This is a genomic window from Streptomyces griseosporeus, assembly GCF_014656055.1.
Lineage (GTDB): Bacteria > Actinomycetota > Actinomycetes > Streptomycetales > Streptomycetaceae > Streptomyces > Streptomyces griseosporeus.
This window is the reverse complement of record NZ_BNBR01000003.1, coordinates 349,416-370,474: the sequence shown is the minus strand read 5'-3', so window position 1 is coordinate 370,474 and position 21,059 is coordinate 349,416. Positions and strand designations below refer to the sequence as shown.

18 protein-coding genes are annotated in these 21,059 nt (G+C 70.3%); 5 read left to right on the top strand and 13 right to left on the bottom strand.

What is annotated here, in order from left to right; genetic code table 11:
* Window positions 1-131: 131 nt before the first annotated feature.
* The 3 genes from pyk to pta all read right to left on the bottom strand — a co-directional run bounded on the left by pyk (window position 132) and on the right by pta (window position 4,931).
* A complete protein-coding gene (gene pyk / locus IE308_RS16380) occupies window positions 132-1,562 on the bottom strand; it encodes a pyruvate kinase (protein ID WP_110630722.1) in 1,431 nt (476 codons plus the stop codon).
* A 73-nt stretch (window positions 1,563-1,635) separates the two neighbouring features.
* Window positions 1,636-2,844 carry an acetate kinase gene (locus tag IE308_RS16375; protein ID WP_190218527.1) on the bottom strand — a complete coding sequence of 403 codons (1,209 nt, stop codon included), beginning with the start codon at window positions 2,842-2,844 and terminating at the stop codon, window positions 1,636-1,638.
* Complete coding sequence (gene pta, locus IE308_RS16370) at window positions 2,841-4,931, bottom strand: phosphate acetyltransferase (protein WP_110630726.1); 2,091 nt, start codon at window positions 4,929-4,931, stop codon at window positions 2,841-2,843. Before pta ends, IE308_RS16375 begins: the two co-directional genes overlap by 4 nt.
* Before the next feature lie 188 nt (window positions 4,932-5,119).
* Here pta and IE308_RS16365 point away from each other — a divergent pair, with 188 nt between their 5' ends.
* A complete protein-coding gene (locus IE308_RS16365) occupies window positions 5,120-6,145 on the top strand; it encodes an ATP-dependent 6-phosphofructokinase (RefSeq protein WP_110630727.1) in 1,026 nt (341 codons plus the stop codon).
* Between the two features lie 31 nt (window positions 6,146-6,176).
* Here the strand turns inward: IE308_RS16365 and IE308_RS16360 are convergent, their stop codons facing one another.
* The 4 genes from IE308_RS16360 to IE308_RS16345 all read right to left on the bottom strand — a co-directional run bounded on the left by IE308_RS16360 (window position 6,177) and on the right by IE308_RS16345 (window position 10,185).
* Complete coding sequence (locus tag IE308_RS16360; protein WP_190218526.1) at window positions 6,177-6,905, bottom strand: helix-turn-helix domain-containing protein; 729 nt, start codon at window positions 6,903-6,905, stop codon at window positions 6,177-6,179.
* 175 nt (window positions 6,906-7,080) lie between these two features.
* Window positions 7,081-7,905, bottom strand: coding sequence for a carbohydrate ABC transporter permease (locus IE308_RS16355; protein WP_190218525.1), 825 nt, complete (start codon window positions 7,903-7,905; stop codon window positions 7,081-7,083).
* A gap of 7 nt (window positions 7,906-7,912) precedes the next feature.
* A complete protein-coding gene (locus IE308_RS16350) occupies window positions 7,913-8,809 on the bottom strand; it encodes a carbohydrate ABC transporter permease (protein WP_229908901.1) in 897 nt (298 codons plus the stop codon).
* The gene (locus IE308_RS16345; RefSeq protein WP_190218524.1) at window positions 8,806-10,185 is read right to left on the bottom strand and encodes an extracellular solute-binding protein; all 1,380 of its coding nucleotides are present in this window, start codon (window positions 10,183-10,185) and stop codon (window positions 8,806-8,808) included. The genes IE308_RS16350 and IE308_RS16345 overlap by 4 nt, the downstream gene beginning before the upstream one ends.
* A 118-nt stretch (window positions 10,186-10,303) precedes the next feature.
* Here IE308_RS16345 and IE308_RS16340 point away from each other — a divergent pair, with 118 nt between their 5' ends.
* A complete protein-coding gene (locus IE308_RS16340) occupies window positions 10,304-10,840 on the top strand; it encodes a GNAT family N-acetyltransferase (protein ID WP_190218523.1) in 537 nt (178 codons plus the stop codon).
* Here the strand turns inward: IE308_RS16340 and IE308_RS16335 are convergent.
* Both IE308_RS16335 and IE308_RS16330 read right to left on the bottom strand, forming a co-directional pair.
* The gene (locus IE308_RS16335) at window positions 10,837-11,028 is read right to left on the bottom strand and encodes a hypothetical protein (protein WP_190218522.1); all 192 of its coding nucleotides are present in this window, start codon (window positions 11,026-11,028) and stop codon (window positions 10,837-10,839) included. The two genes, IE308_RS16340 and IE308_RS16335, sit on opposite strands and share 4 nt — an antisense overlap.
* 15 nt (window positions 11,029-11,043) lie before the next feature.
* Entirely contained in the window at window positions 11,044-11,817 is a 774-nt protein-coding gene (locus IE308_RS16330) for a helix-turn-helix domain-containing protein (protein ID WP_308440108.1), read from the bottom strand.
* A gap of 349 nt (window positions 11,818-12,166) precedes the next feature.
* Here IE308_RS16330 and IE308_RS16325 point away from each other — a divergent pair, with 349 nt between their 5' ends.
* Complete coding sequence (locus IE308_RS16325) at window positions 12,167-12,658, top strand: ATP-binding protein (protein WP_373314508.1); 492 nt, start codon at window positions 12,167-12,169, stop codon at window positions 12,656-12,658.
* Here the strand turns inward: IE308_RS16325 and IE308_RS16320 are convergent.
* A complete protein-coding gene (locus tag IE308_RS16320) occupies window positions 12,647-14,560 on the bottom strand; it encodes an ATP-binding protein (protein WP_190218520.1) in 1,914 nt (637 codons plus the stop codon). The two genes, IE308_RS16325 and IE308_RS16320, sit on opposite strands and share 12 nt — an antisense overlap.
* A gap of 157 nt (window positions 14,561-14,717) precedes the next feature.
* Window positions 14,718-15,575, bottom strand: coding sequence for a 5'-methylthioadenosine/S-adenosylhomocysteine nucleosidase (locus IE308_RS16315; RefSeq protein ID WP_190218519.1), 858 nt, complete (start codon window positions 15,573-15,575; stop codon window positions 14,718-14,720).
* 44 nt (window positions 15,576-15,619) lie between these two features.
* Here IE308_RS16315 and IE308_RS16310 point away from each other — a divergent pair, with 44 nt between their 5' ends.
* A complete protein-coding gene (locus tag IE308_RS16310) occupies window positions 15,620-16,159 on the top strand; it encodes a hypothetical protein (protein WP_190218518.1) in 540 nt (179 codons plus the stop codon).
* A 53-nt stretch (window positions 16,160-16,212) separates the two neighbouring features.
* On the top strand, window positions 16,213-18,687 hold the full coding sequence (locus IE308_RS16305) for a tetratricopeptide repeat protein (RefSeq protein ID WP_190218517.1): 2,475 nt from the start codon (window positions 16,213-16,215) through the stop codon (window positions 18,685-18,687).
* Here the strand turns inward: IE308_RS16305 and IE308_RS16300 are convergent.
* Together IE308_RS16300 and IE308_RS16295 are read right to left on the bottom strand one after the other, a co-directional pair.
* On the bottom strand, window positions 18,569-19,261 hold the full coding sequence (locus tag IE308_RS16300; protein ID WP_190218516.1) for a response regulator: 693 nt from the start codon (window positions 19,259-19,261) through the stop codon (window positions 18,569-18,571). The genes IE308_RS16305 and IE308_RS16300 overlap by 119 nt on opposite strands.
* Complete coding sequence (locus tag IE308_RS16295; RefSeq protein WP_190218515.1) at window positions 19,251-20,891, bottom strand: ATP-binding protein; 1,641 nt, start codon at window positions 20,889-20,891, stop codon at window positions 19,251-19,253. Before IE308_RS16295 ends, IE308_RS16300 begins: the two co-directional genes overlap by 11 nt.
* Window positions 20,892-21,059 lie beyond the last annotated feature (168 nt).

Sequence of the window (21,059 nt, the reverse complement as noted above, 5' to 3'; positions counted from 1 at the left end):
CAACCAGTACGCGGGTGCCCGGCCGGCACGCCGAGAGCACGCACCTGACGCCGCGCGGCCGCCCTTCGGGCGACGACGCGAATCGTCAGACAGGCCCCGGCGCCGTACGGGAAGATCCGCGAGGTCAGCGGTCAGTCGCGGGCCTCGCCGCCCAGGTGGTGGACCCGGACCATGTTGGTGGTGCCGGGGACACCGGGCGGGGAGCCGGCCGTGATGACCACGACGTCGCCCGGGCTGAAGCGGTTGAGCTTGACGACCTCCTGGTCGACCAGGTCGACCATCTCGTCGGTGCTGTTCACGAACGGCACCACGTGCGGGTCGACGCCCCAGCTCAGCGTCAGCTGGTTGCGGGTGCCCTCGTCCGTGGTGAACGCCACGATCGGCTGGGCCGCGCGGTAGCGGCACAGACGGCGGGCGGTGTCGCCGGACTGGGTGAAGGCGATCAGGCCCTTGCCGCCGAGGAAGTCGGCGATCTCGCAGGCCGCGCGGGCCACCGAACCGCCCTGCGTGCGCGGCTTCTTGCCCGGCACGAGCGGCTGCAGGCCCTTGCTGAGCAGCTCCTCCTCGGCCGCGGCGACGATCTTCGACATCGTCTTGACGGTCTCGATCGGGTACGCGCCCACACTGGACTCGGCGGACAGCATGACCGCGTCGGCGCCGTCCAGGATCGCGTTGGCCACGTCGGAGGCCTCGGCGCGGGTCGGACGGGAGTTGGTGATCATCGACTCCATCATCTGGGTCGCCACGATCACCGGCTTGGCGTTGCGCCGGCACAGCTCGATCAGGCGCTTCTGCACCATGGGGACCTTCTCGAGCGGGTACTCGACGGCGAGGTCGCCACGGGCGACCATGACACCGTCGAACGCCATCACGACGTCCTCCATGTTCTCCACCGCCTGCGGCTTCTCCACCTTGGCGATGACGGGGACGCGGCGGCCCTCCTCGTCCATGACGCGGTGGACGTCCTGCACGTCCTTGGCGTCGCGGACGAAGGACAGGGCGACCAGGTCGCAGCCCATGCGGAGGGCGAAGCGCAGGTCCTCGACGTCCTTCTCGGACAGGGCCGGGACGTTGACGGCCGCGCCGGGCAGGTTGATGCCCTTGTGGTCGGAGACGACACCGCCCTCGATGACGATCGTCCTCACGCGCGGGCCGTCGACCTCGGTGACCTTCAGCTCGACGTTGCCGTCGTTGATGAGGATCTGGTCGCCCTTGGCCACGTCGCCGGGCAGGCCCTTGTAGGTCGTGCCGCAGATGTGCTTGTCGCCCGGCACGTCCTCGGTCGTGATGACGAACTCGTCACCCCGCTCCAGCTCGACCGGACCCTCGGCGAAGGTCTCCAGACGGATCTTCGGGCCCTGCAGGTCGGCGAGGACGCCGACGGCGCGGCCGGTCTCCTTGGACGCGGCGCGCACCCGGTCGTAACGACCCTGGTGCTCGGCGTGGGTGCCGTGGCTGAAGTTGAAGCGGGCTACGTTCATGCCGGCTTCGATCAGCGCGACGAGCTGCTCGTGGGAGTCGACCGCGGGGCCGAGGGTACAGACGATTTTCGAACGGCGCATGGGGCGATCCTATCGGTTTGTTTCGCCGCGGAATATTCCGTCTGGCGGAAGATACAAATGGGCGTGGTGATGCTCAGGTGTTCTTTCCGACCAGTGCATAGGTCTGTGTCGCGATCTCCAGTTCCTCGTCCGTCGGCACCACGGCGACCGCCACCCGCGCGGAGTCGGGCGAAATCACCCGAGGCGCGTCCCCGCGCACCGCGTTGCGCTCCGGGTCGACCGCCAGCCCCAGGCCCTCCAGGCCCGCGACGGCCGCCTCCCGCACCGGAGCCGCGTTCTCCCCGACCCCGGCGGTGAACGCCACCGCGTCCACCCGGCCCAGCACGGCGTAATAGGCGCCGATGTACTTCTTCAACCGGTGAATGTAAATGTCGAAGGCGAGCGCCGCCTCTTCGTCGCCCTCGTCGATCCGCCGCCGGATCTCCCGCATGTCGTTGTCCCCGCACAGACCGAACAGACCGCTCCTCTTGTTGAGAAGAGTGTCGATCTCGTCCATGGACATATGGCCGACACGAGCCAAATGGAAGATGACCGCCGGATCCAGATCTCCCGAGCGCGTACCCATCACGAGCCCCTCCAAAGGCGTCAGCCCCATGGAGGTGTCCACACACCGGCCGCCGCGCACCGCCGACGCGGACGCCCCGTTGCCCAGGTGCAGCACGATGACGTTCACCTCTTCCGGCGACCTCCCGAGCAGCTCCGCCGTCGCCCGCGCGACGTACGCGTGCGACGTGCCGTGGAAGCCGTACCGGCGGATGCGGTGCCGATCGGCGATCTTCGGGTCGATCGCGTACCGGGCCGCCGACTCCGGCATCGTCGTGTGGAACGCGGTGTCGAAGACCGCGACCTGCGGCAGGTCCGGGCGCAGCGCCTGCGCGGTGCGGATGCCGGTGAGGTTGGCCGGGTTGTGCAGCGGGGCCACCGGGATCAGCCGCTCGATCTCGGCGATCACCTCGTCGTCGATGACGGTCGGCTCGGTGAAGAACATCCCGCCGTGCACCACCCGGTGCCCGATCGCGGCCAGCTCGGGGGAGTCCAGGCCCAGACCGTCCCGGGACAGCTCCTCCGCGACGGCCTTCAGGGCGGCGTCGTGGTCGGCGATCGGCCCGGTGTGCTCACGGGTGTCGCCGGAGGTCAGGCAGGTGTGCTTCAGCCGGGAGGTCTGCTCGCCGATCCGCTCGACGAGCCCCACCGCCAGCCGCCTGCTGTCGCGCATGTCGAGCAGCTGGTACTTCACCGACGAGGAGCCGGAGTTGAGGACGAGGACACGGGTGCCGGTCACTGCTGGGAAGCCTTCTGGGTGGGGGACTGGGCCTGGATCGCCGTGATGGCGACGGTGTTGACGATGTCCTGGACGAGCGCGCCCCGGGACAGGTCGTTGACGGGCTTGTTCAGGCCCTGCAGCACCGGCCCGACGGCGATCGCGCCGGCCGAACGCTGCACGGCCTTGTAGGTGTTGTTGCCCGTGTTGAGGTCCGGGAAGATCAGAACCGTTGCCTGCCCGGCCACCTCCGAACCGGGCAGCTTGGTCGCGGCGACCGAGGGCTCGACCGCGGCGTCGTACTGGATGGGCCCCTCGATCTTCAGGTCGGGCCGCCGCAGCCGCACGATCTCGGTGGCCTCGCGCACCTTGTCCACGTCGGCGCCCGAACCGGACGTCCCCGTCGAGTACGACAGCATCGCGATCCGCGGCTCCACGCCGAACTGCGCGGCCGTCGCCGCCGACTGGACGGCGATGTCGGCCAGCTGCTCGGCATCCGGGTCCGGGTTGACCGCGCAGTCGCCGTACACCAGCACCCGGTCGGCCAGGCACATGAAGAACACCGACGACACGATCGAGGAGTCCGGCTTCGTCTTGATGATCTCGAAGGCCGGCCGGATCGTCGCGGCCGTGGAGTGCACCGAACCGGACACCATGCCGTCGGCGAGCCCCTCCTGGACCATCAGCGTGCCGAAGTAGTTCACGTCGGACACCACGTCGTAGGCCAGCTCGACGGTGACGCCCTTGTGGGCGCGCAGCGCCGCGTACTGCTCGGCGAAACCGTCGCGCAGCTCGCTGGTGGCCGGGTCGATCAGCTGCGAGTCACCGAGGTCGATGCCGAGGTCGGCGGCCTTCTTGCGGATCTGGTCGACCGGCCCGAGCAGCGTCAGCTCGCACACCCCGCGGCGCAGCAGCACCTCGGCGGCGTGCAGCACCCGCTCCTCGGTGCCCTCGGGCAGCACCACCCGCCGCTTGTCGGTACGGGCCTGCTCCAGCAGCTTGTGCTCGAACATCATCGGCGTCACACGGTCGCTGCTCGGCGCCGACACCCGCTTGAGCAGGTCCGCGGTGTCGACGTACCGCTCGAACAGGCCGAGTGCCCGCTCCGCCTTGCGCGGGGTGGCCGCGTTCAACTTGCCCTCCAGCGAGAACAGCTGCTCCGCCGTCGGGAAGCTGTTGCCGGCCACCGACAGCACCGGGGTGCCGGGCGCGAGGCGGGCGGCCAGGGTCAGGATGTCCTCGCCCGGCACCTCGTTCAGGGTGAGCAGCACACCGGCGATCGGCGGGGTGCCGGCGCTGTGCGCGGCCAGCGTGCCGACGACCAGGTCGGCGCGGTCCCCGGGGGTGACGACCAGACAGCCCGGCGTCAGGGCGCCGAGGAAGTTCGGCAGCATCGCGCCGCCGAAGACGAAGTCGAGCGCGTCCCGCGCCAGCCCCGAGTCGTCGCCGAGCAGCACCTTCGCGCCGAGCGCCTGGCTGATCTGCGCGACCGTCGGCGCGGACAGGGCGGGCTCGTCGGGCACCACCCAGCAGGGCACCGGCAGCCGGTTCGCGAGCCGCTCGGCGATCCGGTCGCGGTCCTCGCGGGCGACCCGGTTGGTGACCATCGCCAGCACGTCGCAGCCCAGGCCGTCGTAGGCCCGGTAGGCGTTGCGCGTCTCGGCGAGCACCGACTCCGCGGTCTGCTTGCGCCCGCCGACGACGGGTATCACGGACGCGCCGAACTCGTTGGCCAGGCGCGCGTTCAGCGACAGCTCGTCGGGCAGCTGCGTGTCGGCGAAGTCGGTGCCGAGGACCAGGACGACGTCGTAGTCCCGGGCCACCAGGTGGAAGCGGTCGACGAGCGTGGACACCAGCTCGTCCGTGCCCTGCTCGGCCTGGAGCGCGGACGCCTCGTGGTAGTCCATGCCGTACACCGTCGCCGGGTCCTGCGACAGCCGGTACCGGGCGCGCAGCAGGTCGAACAGGCGGTCGGGCCCGTCGTGGACGAGCGGACGGAACACACCCACCCGGTCGACCTGGCGGGTCAACAGCTCCATGACCCCCAGCTCGACGACCTGGCGGCCGTCGCCGCGGTCGATTCCGGTCACGTACACGCTGCGCGTCACGTGTGCTCTCCGTTCCGTCTCCGTCGCTGCACAAAAATCGCCCACCGAGGTGAGCAGAACCCTCTTGACAATACCTCCGTCGCTAGCTAAGGCGCCCGTCAAGAGAGGGGAGCGGCACCGGGGTGCGCGCCATGAAACAATCAGGGGGAAGCTCACCGGTACCCACAGCGAGCAGGAGACACAGCACGATGCGCATCGGAGTTCTCACCGCAGGCGGCGACTGCCCCGGCCTGAACGCAGTGATCCGGTCGGTCGTGCACCGCGCGGTCGCCCACTACGGCGACGAGGTCATCGGCTTCGAGGACGGATACGCCGGCCTGCTCGACGGCCGCTACCGCGGCCTCGACCTCAACGCGGTGAGCGGCATCCTCGCCCGCGGCGGCACCATCCTCGGCTCCTCCCGCCTGGAGCGCGACCGGCTGCGCGAGGCCTGCGAGAACGCCGCCGACATCGTCAGCGACTTCGGCATCGACGCGCTCATCCCGATCGGCGGCGAGGGCACCCTGACCGCGGCCCGCATGCTGTCCGACGCGGGCCTGCCGGTCGTCGGCGTCCCCAAGACGATCGACAACGACATCTCCTCCACCGACCGCACCTTCGGCTTCGACACCGCCGTCGGCGTCGCCACGGAGGCCATGGACCGCCTGAAGACCACCGCCGAGTCCCACCAGCGGGTCATGGTCGTCGAGGTCATGGGCCGCCACGCCGGCTGGATCGCCCTGGAGTCCGGCATGGCCGCCGGCGCCCACGGCATCTGCCTGCCCGAACGCCCCTTCGACCCGGCCGACCTGGTCAAGATGGTCGAGGAGCGCTTCGCCCGCGGCAAGAAGTTCGCCGTCATCTGCGTCGCCGAGGGCGCCCACCCCGCCGAGGGCAGCATGGACTACGGCAAGGGCGAGATCGACCAGTTCGGCCACGAGCGCTTCCAGGGCATCGGCACCGCCCTCGCCCACGAACTGGAGAAGCGCCTCGGCAAGGAGGCCCGCCCGGTCATCCTCGGCCACGTCCAGCGCGGCGGCACCCCCACCGCGTACGACCGCGTCCTCGCCACCCGCTTCGGCTGGCACGCCGTCGAGGCCGCGCACCGGGGCGAGTTCGGCAAGATGACCGCGCTGCGCGGCACCGACATCGTCATGGTGCCGCTCGCGGAGGCGGTCACCGAGCTGAAGACGGTGCCGAAGGACCGGATGGACGAGGCGGAGTCGGTCTTCTAGGACGGTACCCACGGGCGGCGGGCCGGCTCTGCTAGGCCCGCTGCGCCACGGCCGCCCAGAAGTTCCCCACGATCCGGTCGAGGAACACCCGCCCGGTCTCACTGGAGTCACTGCTGCCGCCACCCCAGCTGAGGGTGGCGGCCATGTGCCCCTGATAGTCCTCGTGCAACCGCTGGAGCACCGCCTCCAGCACCGCCCGCTCCACCGGAGCCACCTTCCCCACCGGCTTCACATACGCCTGCCAGCGCGTCGTCACCGCACTGCGCAGCAGCTCCGCGAGCCGCTGCTCGCGCCCCGTCACCGCCACGAAGTCCGGCAGCGACAGCCGCAGCACCTGCGCGAGGGCGGCGGACTGGCGCTCGTTGCCGCGCCACTGCTCGCTCTCCTCCATCCGCAGATACGCCCGCAGGTCGAGCCCGGCCGCCCGCGCCACGTCCTCCGGCGCCACCCCGGCGGCGATCCGGTGCTCGCGCAGCGTGCGGGGCCGCCCGATCAGCTCGCCCGGCGCACACCACAGCACGCCCGCGAGCGCGGTCAGCTCCTGGTTGCCGGGCTGGGCGACGCCGCGCTCCCAGGCGACGACGAGATCCGGGGTGACGTACGGCAGCCCGTACGAGACCCGCATGCCGTGGGCGACGTGTTCCGGGCCCATGCCCAGCGCTGCGCGGAGGCGGCGGGCGGCGGGGGCGTTGAACGGGGGGCCGGGCTGCTGGTGAGGGCCGGCGCCGGGCTGGTGCTGGGGAGCTGAGGGATGGTGCACCCGCCACACCGTACGGATGCGGCGGGATGCTGGCTACGGTCCGTTCGGACAGGATCACGCATCGTAGGAACCTACGGTTCCGTAGGTTTTACCTTTCTTGACAGGTGTCACCTCTTGACCGGTGTCGTCCATGGGTCGATGTCGTCCATGGGTCGGTGTCGTCCATGGGTCGGTGTCACCCCTTCATCGCCCCGCCGAGGGCGAAGCCGCCGCCGAGCCGCCGGGCGATCAGCACGTACAGCAGGATCACCGGCGTCGAGTACACGACGGAGAACGCGGCGAGCTGGCCGTAGGCGACCATGCCGCGGTTGCCGAAGAACTCGTTGATGCTCACGGAGGCCGGCATCTGGTCCGGGGTGAGCAGCAGCATGAAGGGGACGAAGAAGTTCCCCCACATCATCACGAAGGAGAACACGGTCACGACGGCGACGCCGGGCCCCATGAGCGGCAGCACGATCCGGGTGAGGGACTGGAACGCGGACGCCCCGTCGGTCCAGGCCGCCTCCTCCAGCTCCTTCGGCACGCCGTCCATGAAGTTCTTCATCAGCCAGATGGCGAAGGGGAGTTGGGAGGCGGCGAAGAACAGGATGGTGCCCTGGAAGGTGTCGATCAGATCGATCCGCACGAACAGCGCGTAGACCGGCACCATGATCGCGGTGATCGGCAGCCCGGTCGCGAACAGGACCGCCAGCAGGAACGGCCGGTTGAGCCGGGACCGGAACCGGGACAGCGGGTAGGCGGCGAGCGCGGCGCACACGACGGTGAGGGCGGTGCCGCCGCCGCACAGGATCAGGCTGTTGAGCAGGGGCCGGAACGTGACGTCCGTCGTGAGGACCGCGTTGAAGTTGCCGAGCGTGAGCCCGTCCGGGGCTCTGACGGTGAGGCCGGCGTCCGGGTCGACCGACGACAGGAGCACCCAGGCGAGGGGGAGGCAGAAGGCGGCGGCTACGAGGAGGAGGGCGAGGTCGGCGGCGAGACGGTGGGTGGGGCGACGGGACATGGGTTCCTTACACCTCCGTCCGCAGAAGCCGCAGGTAGACGGCGGAGAACAGCGCACCGACAAGCAGGAGGAGCAGGGCGACGGCAGTGCCGTACCCGATCATGCTGTTCTGGAAGGCCTGCTCGTACATGAACAGCGGCAGCGTCTGGCTCTTGTCGCCGGGCCCGCCTCGGGTCATCACCCAGATCAGCCCGAAGACGGACAGGGTCTGGAGCGTGTTGAGCATGAGGTTGGTCCCGATGGACCGCCGGATCATCGGCAGCGTGATGTGCCACAGCCGCCGCCACCCTCCCGCCCCGTCGACCTCGGCGGCCTCGGTGATCTCCTTCGGTATCTCCTGGAGGGCGGCCGAGTACACGAGCATCGAGAAGGCGGTGCCGCGCCAGACGTTGGCGAAGGACACGGCGAGGATCGGCAGGGTGAACAGCCAGTTCTGGCGGGGGAGGTGGAGGGCGTCGAGGAGGGCGTTGAGGGTGCCCTCGCGCCGGAAGAAGGCGTAGAGCAGAAACCCGGCGACGACCTCGGGCAGCACCCACGCCGTGATCACGATGCCGCCGGTGAGGGTCCTGACGGGCTTGGACGCGCGCTGCATGAGCGAGGCGAGGGCCAGCCCGAGGGTGTTCTGCCCGAGGAGCGACGACAGCACGGTGAAGACGAGGGTCAGCCAGACGGCGTTGAGGAAACCGTCGTCGGTGAAGGCGGTACGGAAGTTGTCGAGCCCGACGTAGGAGGCGTGCGCCTGGCCGGTGAGCTGGAGGTCGGTGAAGGCGATGTAGGCGCAGTAGGCGATGGGGCCGGCGAGGAAGAGGAGCAGGAGGGCGAGGGCGGGGGCGAGGGGGAGGACGCGGGTTATGGGGAGGACGCGGGCGCGTGGGCGGGCCCGGGTGAGGGAGCGGGCGGTCACTGGGCTGTCACTTGGTTGTCGGTGACGTCCTTGAGGGTGCTGTCGTACTCGGCCGCGGCCTTGTCGACGGACAGGTCACCGGTCGTGACGGCCTCCATGGCCTCCTGGATGGCGGTGGAGACCTTCGGATAGGCCGGGTAGGCGGGCCGGTAGTGGGTCACGGACACGAGGTCGGTGAAGAACTTGGTGCCGGGCTGGGCGGTGACGTAGGAGGGATCGGCGGCGACGTCCTCGCGGACGGCGATCCCGGAGTTGGCGACGTACCACTTCTTGGCGTTCGCCTTGCTCTGCATGGTCTTGATGAACTCGAAGGCGAGGTCGGGGTTCCCGGCCTTGGCGGGGATCGCCCAGGTCCAGCCGCCGGACATGCTGACCTTGCCGGGCGCCTGCCCGTGCTGGGTGGGCATGGCGGCGAGCCCGAGCCTGTCCGGCCACTCCGGCCACTCGTGCCCGCTGCCCGGCAGCCAGTCCTGCGGCAGCCAGGAGCCGTCGAGGTCGATGCCGAGCTTGCCCTTGGGGAGGAGGTCGCCGCGGACGATGGTCTGGATGTTGGGGTCGAGGGCGGTGGAGACGTCGGGGCCGAGCTTGTCCTTGTAGACGGTTTCGACGAAGGCGAGCGCGTCCTTGAAGGCGTCGCTCCCGGCGATCCACTTCTTGGTCTTCTCGTCGTAGAGGGGGTCGCCGTGGGCGGCGGCGTCGGTGCCGTAGAGCAGCATCTCGAAGCCCTGCATGGTGGCGGCCTCGCCGGCGGGCTTGCCGGTGTAGACGTTGAGGGGGGTGACGCCGGGGACTTTCCGCTTGATGGCGCGGGCGGCATCGAGGACGTCGTCCCAGGTCTTGGGTTGCCAGGGGGTCGGGATCCCGGCCTTGGCGAAGATGCCCTTGTCGTACCAGAGGCCGCGGGTGTCGGTGCCGTCCGGGACGCCGTACGTCCTGCCGTCCTGGCCGCGGGCGGCGGTCTTGGCGGTGTCGATGAACCGGCCCCAGTCGGGCCACTTGGCGAGGTAGGCGTCGAGGGGCTTGAGATACCCGCTGGTGATGTCGGAGTTGATGAGGAAGGTGTCCTCGTAGACCAGGTCCGGGGCGGTCTTGGGGGAGCGGAGCATCTGCTGGAGCTTGGTGTAGTACTCCGAGTCCGGGGCCTTGATGGGGACGAGGTCGACCTTCTTGCCGGGATGGCTCTTCTCGAACTCCTCTTTGACGCCTTTGAGATAGTTGTCCATCACGTGGATGGAGTTGTCCGTCGACTGCTTGAAACTGACCTTCACGGTGTCCGGGCTGCTGCCGGAGCCGTTGCCGCAGGCGGTGAGGGCGGTGGCGGCGGTGGCGGCGAGGACGGACGTCAGGAACAGGGCGGCGGTGGGGCGCACGGGCATGACCTCCAGGCGGCGCACGTCGTTGTGGCGGTGGAGATGGCTGCCGTGTGAACGTAGGAGGAGTGGTCTAGTCAGGTCAATGGGGCGTGCAGCGGGGGCGGCGATCCACAATGAGTGGATGGTCGTGCTGGAGACACCTCGTTTGGTTCTGCGTCGCTGGCGCGAGGAAGACGTGGCACCCATGGCTGCCGTCAACGCTGATCCCGAGGTCATGCGGTGGATCCGTGACGGCAGAGTGCGTGACGAACAGCAGACGCGCGCGGGGATCCAGGCATGGGAGCGGGAGTGGGAGTCACAGGGCTTCGGCCTGTTCGCCGTCGAGATCCGGTCCACGGGTGAACTCGCCGGGTTCACCGGCCTTTCGGTGCCCGCCTACTTGCCGGAGGTACTGCCGGCGGTGGAGATCGGGTGGCGGCTGGGACGCTCCCACTGGGGGCAAGGCCTGGCCACCGAGGCGGCCGCGGCGGTCGTGCGGTTCGGGTTCGAGGAGCGCGGGCTGGAGCGGATCGTCAGCATCGCGCAGGTGGGCAACGACGCGTCCGAGCGGGTCATGGCCAAGCTGGGTATGCGTCCGGTGCGTGAGACCGTGAATACCGACGGGGGGCGGCGGGTCCGGGTGTTCGAGTTGTCGTCGGACCAGTACGAGTACGCCTAGAGGAGGTGGTCGGCTTCCCCGGCCTTGACGGCGCGGATGAGGGCGCGGAGGGCTTCGCGGGAGTCGACGAGGGGGTTTTCCTCCTGTCCGGCGATGGCGATGTAGGCGTTGCCGGTGGGGTCGGTGCCTATGCGGAAGCAGTTGGCGCCTTCGCCGCAGAAGGGGGCTTCCCAGGTGATGTCGTCCATGGGGGCTCAGGGCTCCTAGAGGTCGTCGGCCAGGGTGCGGATGAAGTCGCGCGAGGCGGAGGGCGCGAGGGCGAGGGACTGCGCGGCGTCCAATTGGGCCCGGTACTTGGCGAGTTGCTCGGTGGAGTCGAGGAACTCCGGGCCGTGCGTGCTGTCCAGCTCCACGGTGTCGAGGCGGGGGACGACGGACTCGGCGTAGACGACGGACTGCCCCGCCCCGGGGAAGCCGCCCGCCCTGAACGGGATGACGCGGAGCGTCACGTTCTTCCGCTCGGACATGCGGAGCAGATGTTTCAGTTGGCGCCGGGCGACTGCTGGGCCGCCGAACTCCATCCGCAGTGCGGCCTCGTGGAGTATCGCGTCGAGCGTCGGGGGCTCGGGCCTGTCCAGCACTTGCTGTCGGTCGAGGCGGTGTACGACGCGGACGTCGACCTCGTCGGGCGGCAGCTGTGGGATGACGGCTCCGAAGACGGCGCGGGCGTGATCCTCGGTCTGGAGCAGCCCCGGAAGGTGGACGGTGACGGCGACGCGCAGCCGTGTGGCGTGCCACTCCATCTCGGCGATGTCGAGGAAATCGTCCCTCAGCTGTCCTCTGTATGCCTCCCACCAGCCCTTCTCGCGGCCGGCTGCCATGGCGGCGAGCGCGTCGACAAGGTCGTCGTCGGTGCAACCGTAGTTCGCAGCGAGGGCGCGGACCCGCTCGGCGCTGATGCCTGAGCGTCCCGACTCCATGTTGGGGACGTTCGTACGCGGGACGCCCAGCAGCGCGGCAGCCTGCTCCGTCGTCATCCCGGCAGCGAGCCGAAGCTTGCGCAACTCGGCACCGAGCCGTCTCTGACGCTCCGTCGGAGCGCTCCTCGGTGGCATCCGCCCTCCTGTTCGGCCTGTGACGGGGACAGTCTGCCGCTGGTGCGAGTGATCGGTCCACCGATGCGTTCTGTGAACCGTAGTACATGTACTCCTCTCATGCTCTACAGTCGGTGACGAGTCGCCTACCGACCGGTGCCGTCGGAAGTGCATCGCGCGAGCCTGCCCGCGTCCTCCTGCCCCGGGAGGGGCGGGCCCGCGCCGGGGAGACGGGCCACCGGTGCCGGTCGGGTCGCCGGCTCACACACCTGACCTCGCGAAGGAGTTGCCCGTGTCCGCATCGGTCACCGTCTCGGCCTGCCCTCTGTCCGGCGACGAGCGAGAGATGCCGCCACCGTGCCCCGAGAGCCTCGCCTACAGCTTCACCCTGCCCCCGGGCACGGCCGGTCCGCGTATCGCCCGTGCGGCCACGCGGGTCGCCCTCCAGACGCACGGTCTGGCCGACATGACGGACGCGGTGGTGCAGGTGGTCGGCGAACTGGCCGCGTGTGCCTGCCGGTTCACCCCCGACGGGGAGGTGTACGTGTCGCTGCGGTACCGGGACGGGGAGGTGCGGGTGATCCTCTACGACGGGCACGCGCGGCACTCCCACCCCCGGCTGGCGGCAGCCTGCGATGCGCGGCGGCGGGCGGCGCTGCGGGTGCTGGGGTGCGTGGTGCGGGCGTGCGAGGGGGAGTGGGGGTTCGGGGAGGTGCGGGAGCCCGGGGGTGGGACGCGGATGTGGGCGGTGGTGCCTTGGCGGAGGGCTCGGCTATTCCGGTAGTTCGGCAGCGTAAGTGCGGGCATGGGCGGCTTCGGTGGGGGCGTTGGCGCGGGTGTAGGCGTCGGCTGATTGGAGATAGGCGGTGTGCGCCTCGGGATGGCGGCTGGCCCTCTCGTAGGTGAGGGCCAGGTTGAAGAAGGTTTGCCCCTCGCTGTACCAGTCCTCGAACTCCTGGAAGGCTTTCAGAGCCTCGCTGTACATCTCGATCGCCTCCTCCGCCCGGTCCGCCTTCATAAGAGAGTTGCCCAGGTTGTTCCAGGCCGTGGCCTCGCGGTGACGGTCCCCCGCGGCCTGGTACAGGTCACGGGCGCGGGTGTGGGCGTCGATGGCCTCCTCCACCCGGCCTGCCTCCTGCAGGGCGTTGCCGAGGTTGTTCCACGCCATGGCCTCACGGTGGCGGTCCCCGATGGTCCTGTGCAGGTCACGGGCGCGGGTGTGGGCGTCGATGGCCTCCTCGGCTCGCTCGGCCTCCTGCAGTGCGAGGCCGAGGCTGTTCCACGCTATGGCCTCGTAGTGTCGGCGCCCGGTGGCCTGGAACAGGTCACGGCCGTGGGTGAGGGCGTCGATGGCTTCCTCCGCCCGGCCCGTCCCGTAGAGGGCGAGGCCGAGGTTGTTCCACGCGGCTGCCTCGCCCAGCCGGTCCTCAACAAGTTGTGCGGCCTCACGCGCCGCCTCCGAGGTCGCGATCCAATCATCGAAATACCGCCGCCAGGACAGGTATTCACCCAGTGACTCGGCCAGCCTTATCGCCGCATTAGCGAACCGTTCCTCCCGCCCCCACCCGGCTGCCGCCACCAGCGCCGCCCGCTCCCCGTCCAACCAGGCCAATGCCTGCCCACGCTCCGGGAACCACGCCGGCTCCGCCCTCCCCGGCAGCCACCGCAAGCGGTCATCCGCCGCATCCGCCCGCTGTACGTAGAAGGCCAGGACCCGCTCCCGCGCCGCCTCCCCCTCCTCCCGCAACCCTGCATCCCCCGACACCACACCGGCCGCGAACACCCGCACCAAGTCATGCACCCGCCAGCGCACACCGGAAGCCGCACCATCACCACCCCGCACCGGGGTGACGAGATGTGTAGCCGCCAAGTCCTCCAACAGCGATAGCGCAGCCTCCATGTCGAGGTCGGCAAGCGCGGCGATGGCTTCCGTACCCGTCTCCGCACCGGGAGCCACACCGAGGAGGCGCAGCAACCGGGCCTGGTCGGGTGGCAGACGGCGATACGAGGTCTCCAGCACGGGACGCAAGATGAGCGACCGCCCGTACAGGTCCGTTCCGGGGCTGCCGCCATCGAGGACAGCGGTAGGGTCCCCGGCGCTCCGGATGTCCGCCACCAGGGAAGCGATGCGCCGGTGGCGTCTCCTGCGCAGCATGCCTGCGGCGATCTGCAGCGCCAGAGGCAGGTGGCCGCAAAGGTCCGTCAGTTCTCGCAGAGCGTCCGGTTCGCGTGCCGGGCGGTCGTCGCGCTCATCGGTGTGGTGAAGTGCACGGGTCACTAGGGTGACGGATTCGTCCGCGGCGAGTGTCTCCAGGTCGATGAGCCGCACCGCGAGTGAGTTGGGCCGGTCCCGGGACGTGATGAGTACACGGTGGCGGTCCGTGCCGGGGAGGAGGGGCAGGTATTGGTACGGGCCTGACGCGTTGTCCAGGATCAGCAGCGTTCGTTCCCGCCTTTCGGCGAGCAGCGCCCGGTACGCGTCGATTTGCCGCTCGGGCGTCGGCGGCAGGTCCTGGCCTCGTACCCCGAGTGCGTCCAGTAGGGCGAGGACCGCCTGGTCGGCCGTAACCGGGTCGTCGTCGTACCCCCGCAGGTCCACGAAGAGAGTCCCGCCGGGGAACCAGCCACGCGCTCGCGCCTGATGCGCCGCTTCAACTGCCAGCGCCGTCTTGCCGATGCCGCCCATGCCGGTGACTGCGGAGATCAGGACGGCGGTGTCGTCCGAGGAGTCGGGATCGAAGAGGGGGAGCAGGCGGTCCAGCTCCGCCGAACGCCCCGTGAAGCCGAGCGGACGCGGCGGCAGGGTCGCCGTCGCGCGCGGGACCGGGCCGTGGACCGTACCTCTAGCCCCTCCGCTCGTCCCGCTTGCCGGTGACGGGGCCGTGGAAGACCCCGCCCCGGAAGTCGATGTGGTCGCCCCCATAGGCGGCGCCGCCGTCGGCATGGGGACCCTCCTTGGCGTCGGCGCTGCCGCGTGGCTGCTGCTTCCGCAGGACGGCGACCGCGACCCGGGCCGCCTGCGTGGCGGCGAGTTCCTGGGAGCCCGACGCGTCCGCTTCGGCCTTTCGCGCATCGGCGTGGTCACTGATGCCGCGGATGACCAAGGCGTCCAGCCCGCCGTTGATCAGCGCGGCGTGGGACGCGCCGGAGCCTTCCATCTCGATGGCGTACGCGTCGTTGTAGTGCTGCCGGATGAACTCGGCGATCGCGGACCGGTCGTCGGCGAGGACGACGTCCCCGACCGCGATCGGCTTGCGATGCGCTCGTACGTCCTTCAGCTCCCGCAGCGCGGAGCGTGCCGCCTGCACCAGCCGGTGCGAGCCGTGCCAGACCTCGGGGCGGGTGTGGAAGCCCTCCGGCGTCTGCTTGCCGCCCTGGATGGCGTAGACCTTCGTGCCGACGACGACGTCCCCGATCTCCAGGTCCTTCCTCAGCCCGCCGGCGACTCCGACGAACAGCAGCACTTCCGGGCGCAGCCAGTCCACCAGCTGCGTCGCGATGGCCGCCGTGTTCAGTGCGCCCTCGCCCAGCTCCGCGACCGCCACCCGCCAGGCCGTGCCGTCGAGCCGGCCGACATCCACCCGGGTCCCGTCGCGGTGCACCTCTTCCTCGGGGTCTGTCAGGTGAGCGGCTACGGCGTCGTACTCCACCGGCAGCGCCGTGAGGACGACGGCGGTGGCGGTGTGCTGCGGGTGTGCCATCTGCCTAAGGTACTGCCCAGTCGAAGGGGGAGGGGGCGGTCCCGTTGGCCGAACAGGACGTAAGCGTGGGGCAGTTGCTGCTCGCCGAGTACCAGAGCGTCAAGGACGAGCAGAAGGCGCGGATCGGGTTCCGGGACAACCTGCTGTACGTCACGCTTGCCGTGGTCGCCGCCGTCATCGCCGCCGCGGCCCAGGCCAAGCAGTCGTCGATGCTGCTGGCGCTGCCGCCGGTGTGCGTGGTCCTCGGGTGGACCTACCTGGTCAACGACGAGAAGATCTCGGCGATCGGGCGGTATGTGCGGGACGAGTTGGGGCCGCGCCTGTCCCAACTGGCCGACACATCCGGCGGCTTCGCCGCCTTCGGGTGGGAGACCGCCCACCGCTCCGACGCCCGCCGGGGCACCCGCAAGGCCATCCAGTGCGTGGTCGACCTGACGGCCTTCTGCGCGGTGCCGCTCGCCGCGCTGGTGGTGTTCTGGGCGTCGGGGGACGGGGGTGGACTGCTGGTCGGGCTGTCGGTGCTGGAGGCGTTGACGGTGGTGGGGCTGGCCGTGCAGGTGGTTCTTTACACGAGGCCAGCATGAAGTTGTCGGCAGCGCCGTACCGTTGAGCCACGCGAGGTGCAGGGTGGGGTGACATGAGAGCAGCGTTGCTTGCGGCTCTGGCCGACGGGGCGGGCGGCGACGCCGGACGCCGGGCGGTGGAGGAGCTGGCGGCTTCGGTGGGGCGCGACGCCTGGGTGTCCGTCGAGGAACTGGCCGAGGCAGCAGGGGAGCCGGCGTGGCGGGACGCCGTGCGGCAGTGGGGCGATCGGCTCGCCGAGTTGTTGGCCGAAGATCCCTCTGCCGCCGCCGCTGTGGCACGGGCCATGGAGCGGAACGCTCCGGGCAGTACAGCAGCCTGGTACGAGGGGGACCACCTCGACTTCCGGGGCGGGGTCTTCCTGCGTGAAGTGGTCGGCGTTCAGATTGTGATCCAGCAAGGAGTCAGCGCCGTACCCGAGACCCCTTTCCACCTGCCGCCCAGACGGATCGGGTTCTGCGGGCGCAAGGCCGAGCTGGCGGCCCTGGAGGAGGCGCTGACCCCGGTTGGGCCGCGGTCCGTCCGATTACCGCTTGTCGCAGCAGTGTCCGGGCTGGGTGGCATTGGCAAGACAGCACTGGCCGTCGAGGCCGCATACCGGGCTTACGACAGCGGGTTCTTCCCCGGCGGCGTGCTCTTTGTCGACCTGCACGGATATGATCCCGCCCCCCTCAGCGCAGACCAAGCCCTTCACTCCGTTCTGAGGGCCCTCGGCATTGGGCCCGAGGACATCCCGGCGACGGCGGACGAACGGTCGGCGCTGTATCGGTCGGTGCTGGCCGAGCGAGCGCGGAGCCGAAAGGCCGTGCTTATCGTGGCGGACAACGCGTCGGCACCGGGCCAGGTGCGACCCCTGCTGCCCGGTGATGCCCCTCACCGCGTCCTGGTCACGTCCAGGAACCGGCTGCCGCATATGGAGGCCCGGCTCATCGCCATGGGCGAACTGTCACCCTTGGAGGCGTACGAACTTCTCGAACTGGCGTTGCGGCTCGCCCACCCGAACGACACTCGGATCGCCGATGAGGCAGACGCGGCCGAGCGGCTGGCATCCCTGTGCGGTCACTTACCGCTCGCCGTGCAGATCGCAGCCGCCATGTTGACGGTAAACCAGGGAAGGTCCGTGGCCGAACTCGTCTACGAGCTTGCTGATTCGCATGATCGCCTGGAACACCTGACCTACGGCGATCGCAGCGTTCGCGCCGTGTTCGACCTCTCCTACCGACGGCTCCCCGGCGAACAGGCACGGCTGTTGCGTCTGCTCGCGCTCGCGCCAGGACCTGAGGTGAGTGACGAGGTCGTCGCCGCGTTGGTCGGAGCCGAGCAGCCTCCCACACAGGAACTGGATGCGCTGAGAGACACGCATCTCGTCGAGCGGGGGAGCGGGCGGACTCGGTGGCGGCTGCACGACTTGGTGCGGGAGTTCGCGGCGGGGATGGCGGTGCGGGACCCGGTGCTGCGGGAAGAGGGAGACGCGGCGCGGGAGCGGGTGCTGGACTTCTACTGCCAGAGGGCGGATGCGGCAGACGACTGGGTAAGAGCGGTTCCGGGGAATCCGGATCCGGAGCGGTTCGCAACCCGTGAGCAGGCGTTCGCCTGGCTGGACGGGGAGCATGCTGGGTTGGTTGCTGCGGTGGGGTGGGCGCGGGAGGGCCGGTTCACGCGTCAGGCCGTACGGCTTGCCCAGTATCTCGGGCAGTACCTGGCACAGCGACGCCATTTCGACGACGAGATCGCGGTCGCGGAGACCGCATGGGAAACAGCGGACCTTCATGGTGAGGGCACTGGGAACCTGGCGACATTCTTCGGCTGTGCGCTACTGGAAGTGGGCCGGGCCGAGGAGGCGATCCAGATGCACACCCGCGCCCGGGACCTGTTTCACACCCGCGGTGATTTTCACGGCGAGGCGGTGGCATGGACCAACCTCGGCGCGGCTCTGGGTGAGGCCGACAGACGGGTGGCGGCGCTGCACGCCCACACCCGCGCCGCCGAGCTTTTCAGCGCGCTTGGCGACCTGCGCAGCGAGGCCGCGGCATACACCAATATCGGCGTGACTGTGCAGGAGTTCGGGCACCACGAGGCGGCAATCAAGGCTCATACGCTCGCCCGCGTCATATTCCAGGCGATCGGCGATCGGCGCTCCGAGGCCGGGGCGTTGACCAACCTCAGCATCGGCCTGCGGGAGGTGGGCCGCGTGGACGAAGCGATCGAGCTGTGCCGCAAGTCTCTCGAGATGCGCAGGGAGTCCGACGACTTCTACGGCGAGGCCAGGACACTCAGTAACTTGGCCCTGGCCCACGAGGCCGCCCACCATCACACCGAAGCGCGCAGCGCCTACCTCCAGTCCGCCGACGCCTACACGCGCGCCAACGCTCCGACCGAGGCGGCCGAAGCACGTGCCCGCGCCGAAGCGATCAGCGCCGACGGGTCACCCACCGATAAACCAACTCCGGCCTCCCCACCTGCCCATAAACCGGCTTCCGCTCAGCCCTCCCCGCCTCCACCAGGTGCTCCAGGTACCGCCGAGCCGTGATCCGCGATATCCCCACCGCCTCGGCCACCCCCGCCGCAGTGAGCCCTTCCTCCACCCCCCGCACCGCCCCCGTCACCCGCTCCAGCGTCGGGGCACTCAACCCCTTCGGCAGCGCCGCCGGCGACGGCGCCCGCAGGGCCGCCAGCGCCCGGTCCACCTCGTCCTGCCCGCTCGCCTCGCCCGCCGTCGCCCGGAACTCCGCGTACCGCACCAGCCGGTCCCGCAAGGTGGCGAACGTGAAGGGCTTCAGCACGTACTGCACGACCCCGAGCGACACCCCCTCCCGCACCACCGCCAGATCCCGCGCCGACGTCACCGCTATCACGTCCGCGTGATAGCCAGCGGCCCGAAGCGATCGCGCCAACTGCAGGCCGTGTACATCCGGCAAGTGCAGGTCCAGCAGCAGCAGATCCACCCGCGTCCGCTCCAGCGCCCGCCGCGCCTCCGCCCCCGTGTGCGCCTTGCCGACCGCGACGAAACCCGGCACCCGGCCGACGTACATCACGTGCGCGTCGGCAGCGACAGGGTCGTCCTCGACGACCAGCACGCGGATGGCGGCGTCGTCAGCGCTCATCGGCCACCTCCGCCACTACCGCCGCCCCCCGCCGCAACGGCAACCGCACCTCGAACTCCGCCCCGCCGTCCTCCGCCTCCGCCACCGACAGCACACCCCCGTGCCGCTGCACCGCCTGACGGACCAGGGCAAGGCCCAGGCCCCGCCCCCGACCGCCCGGCCCGGACGGCTTCGTCGAGAAGCCCCTCTGGAAGACCAGGTCCGCGTGGGCAGGGTCGACCCCCGGGCCGGTGTCCGCCACGCCCAGGACCAGTTCCGCGCCCCCCTCCGCATACGCAGTGACCGTCACCCGCCCCCGCACACTCCCCTGCGCCGCGTCCACCGCGTTGTCGATCAGGTTGCCGAGGATGGTGACCAGGTCACGCGCGGGCAGGTCCGGCGGCAGGACCCCGTCGTCCAGGCGGCTGTCGTCCGAGACCACCAGTTCCACGCCCCGCTCGTTCGCCTGGGCCGTCTTGCCCAGGAGCAGGGCGGCCAGTACCGGTTCCGCGACCGCCGCCACCACCTGGTCGGTCAAGGCCTGCGCCAGCTCCAGCTCCGCCGTCGCGAAGTCCACCGCCTCCTCCGCGCGGCCCAGCTCGATCAGGGACACCACCGTGTGCAGGCGGTTCGCCGCCTCGTGCGCCTGGGAGCGCAGGGCCTGGGTGAAGCCGCGCTCCGAGTCCAGCTCGCCCATCAGGGACTGGAGTTCGGTGACATCGCGCAGGGTCACTATCGTGCCGCGGTGCTCGCCGCCCGACACCGGGGACGTGTTGACCGCCACCACCCGGTCCGCCGTCAGGTGCACCTCGTCCACCCTCGGCGCGGACGACAGCAGCGCGCCCGTCAGCGGGGCCGGCAGGCCCAGGTCCGCCACCGATGTGCCCACCACCTCGCCGGTCACCCCCAGCAGCTCACGCCCGCCGTCGTTGATCAGCGCCACACGGTACTGCCCGTCGAGCAGCAGCAGCCCCTCGCGTACGGCGTGCAGCGCGGCCTGGTGGTAGTCGTGCATCCGGCTCAGCTCGGCCGCGTTCATGCCGTGGGTGTGGCGGCGCAGACGGGCGTTGATGACGTACGTGCCGACCGCGCCCAGCAGCAGTGCGCCCGCGGCGACGCCGATCAGCGCCGTCAGCTGGCCGCGCGCCCGCTCGCTGATCGCCTCCACCCTGATGCCCGCGCTGACCAGGCCCACGATCCGCTTGTCGTCGTCCTCGATCGGGGTGACCGCGCGGACGGACGGGCCGAGGGTGCCGGTGTAGGTCTCGGTGAACGAGATCCCCCGGAGAGCCGGGGCCGTGTTGCCGACGAAGTGGCGGCCGATCTGGGTGGGGTCGGGGTGGGTCCAGCGGATGCCCTTCGGGTTCATGATCGTGACGAAGTCGACGTCGGCGTCCCGCATGACGCGCAGGGCGTACGGCTGGAGCACGGCCGAGGGGTCCGGGGCGCGGACCGCCGCGCGGACCGAGGGGGAATCGGCCACCGTACGGGCCACCGCCATCGCCTGCCGGCCGGCCGCGTCCTCGGCCTGCCCGCGGTCGCTGACGTACGTGAACAGCGCGTATCCGGCCACCAGGACCGCGATGAGGACGGCCTGCATGGCGAAGAGCTGGCCCGCCAGGCTGCGGGGTCTCGGCCGGGGTATGCGCATGCCGCCAGTCTGCCTCCTCTCCTCGGCGGCTGATCCAGGTGGCCGATTACGAACTCAATGAACGTAAGGGTGACCGGCCTCACAGGGCGCGACATAGTCACGGCAATCCCCGAATCGGCGGGGGTCCGGGAGCCCCACTCTCCGGGACCCCCGCGTCCCCCGATCCCC

Coding starts and splice junctions, on each gene's coding strand:
- IE308_RS16320 (WP_190218520.1), bottom strand. CDS start 14,560: ATGGGCGGCATCGGCAAGACGGCGCTGGCAGTTGAAGCGGCGCATCAG.
- IE308_RS16315 (WP_190218519.1), bottom strand. CDS start 15,575: ATGGCACACCCGCAGCACACCGCCACCGCCGTCGTCCTCACGGCGCTG.
- pyk (WP_110630722.1), bottom strand. CDS start 1,562: ATGCGCCGTTCGAAAATCGTCTGTACCCTCGGCCCCGCGGTCGACTCC.
- IE308_RS16330 (WP_308440108.1), bottom strand. CDS start 11,817: ATGACGACGGAGCAGGCTGCCGCGCTGCTGGGCGTCCCGCGTACGAAC.
- IE308_RS16335 (WP_190218522.1), bottom strand. CDS start 11,028: ATGGACGACATCACCTGGGAAGCCCCCTTCTGCGGCGAAGGCGCCAAC.
- IE308_RS16345 (WP_190218524.1), bottom strand. CDS start 10,185: ATGCCCGTGCGCCCCACCGCCGCCCTGTTCCTGACGTCCGTCCTCGCC.
- IE308_RS16355 (WP_190218525.1), bottom strand. CDS start 7,905: ATGTCCCGTCGCCCCACCCACCGTCTCGCCGCCGACCTCGCCCTCCTC.
- IE308_RS16295 (WP_190218515.1), bottom strand. CDS start 20,891: ATGCGCATACCCCGGCCGAGACCCCGCAGCCTGGCGGGCCAGCTCTTC.
- IE308_RS16340 (WP_190218523.1), top strand. CDS start 10,304: ATGGTCGTGCTGGAGACACCTCGTTTGGTTCTGCGTCGCTGGCGCGAG.
- IE308_RS16365 (WP_110630727.1), top strand. CDS start 5,120: ATGCGCATCGGAGTTCTCACCGCAGGCGGCGACTGCCCCGGCCTGAAC.
- IE308_RS16305 (WP_190218517.1), top strand. CDS start 16,213: ATGAGAGCAGCGTTGCTTGCGGCTCTGGCCGACGGGGCGGGCGGCGAC.
- IE308_RS16300 (WP_190218516.1), bottom strand. CDS start 19,261: ATGAGCGCTGACGACGCCGCCATCCGCGTGCTGGTCGTCGAGGACGAC.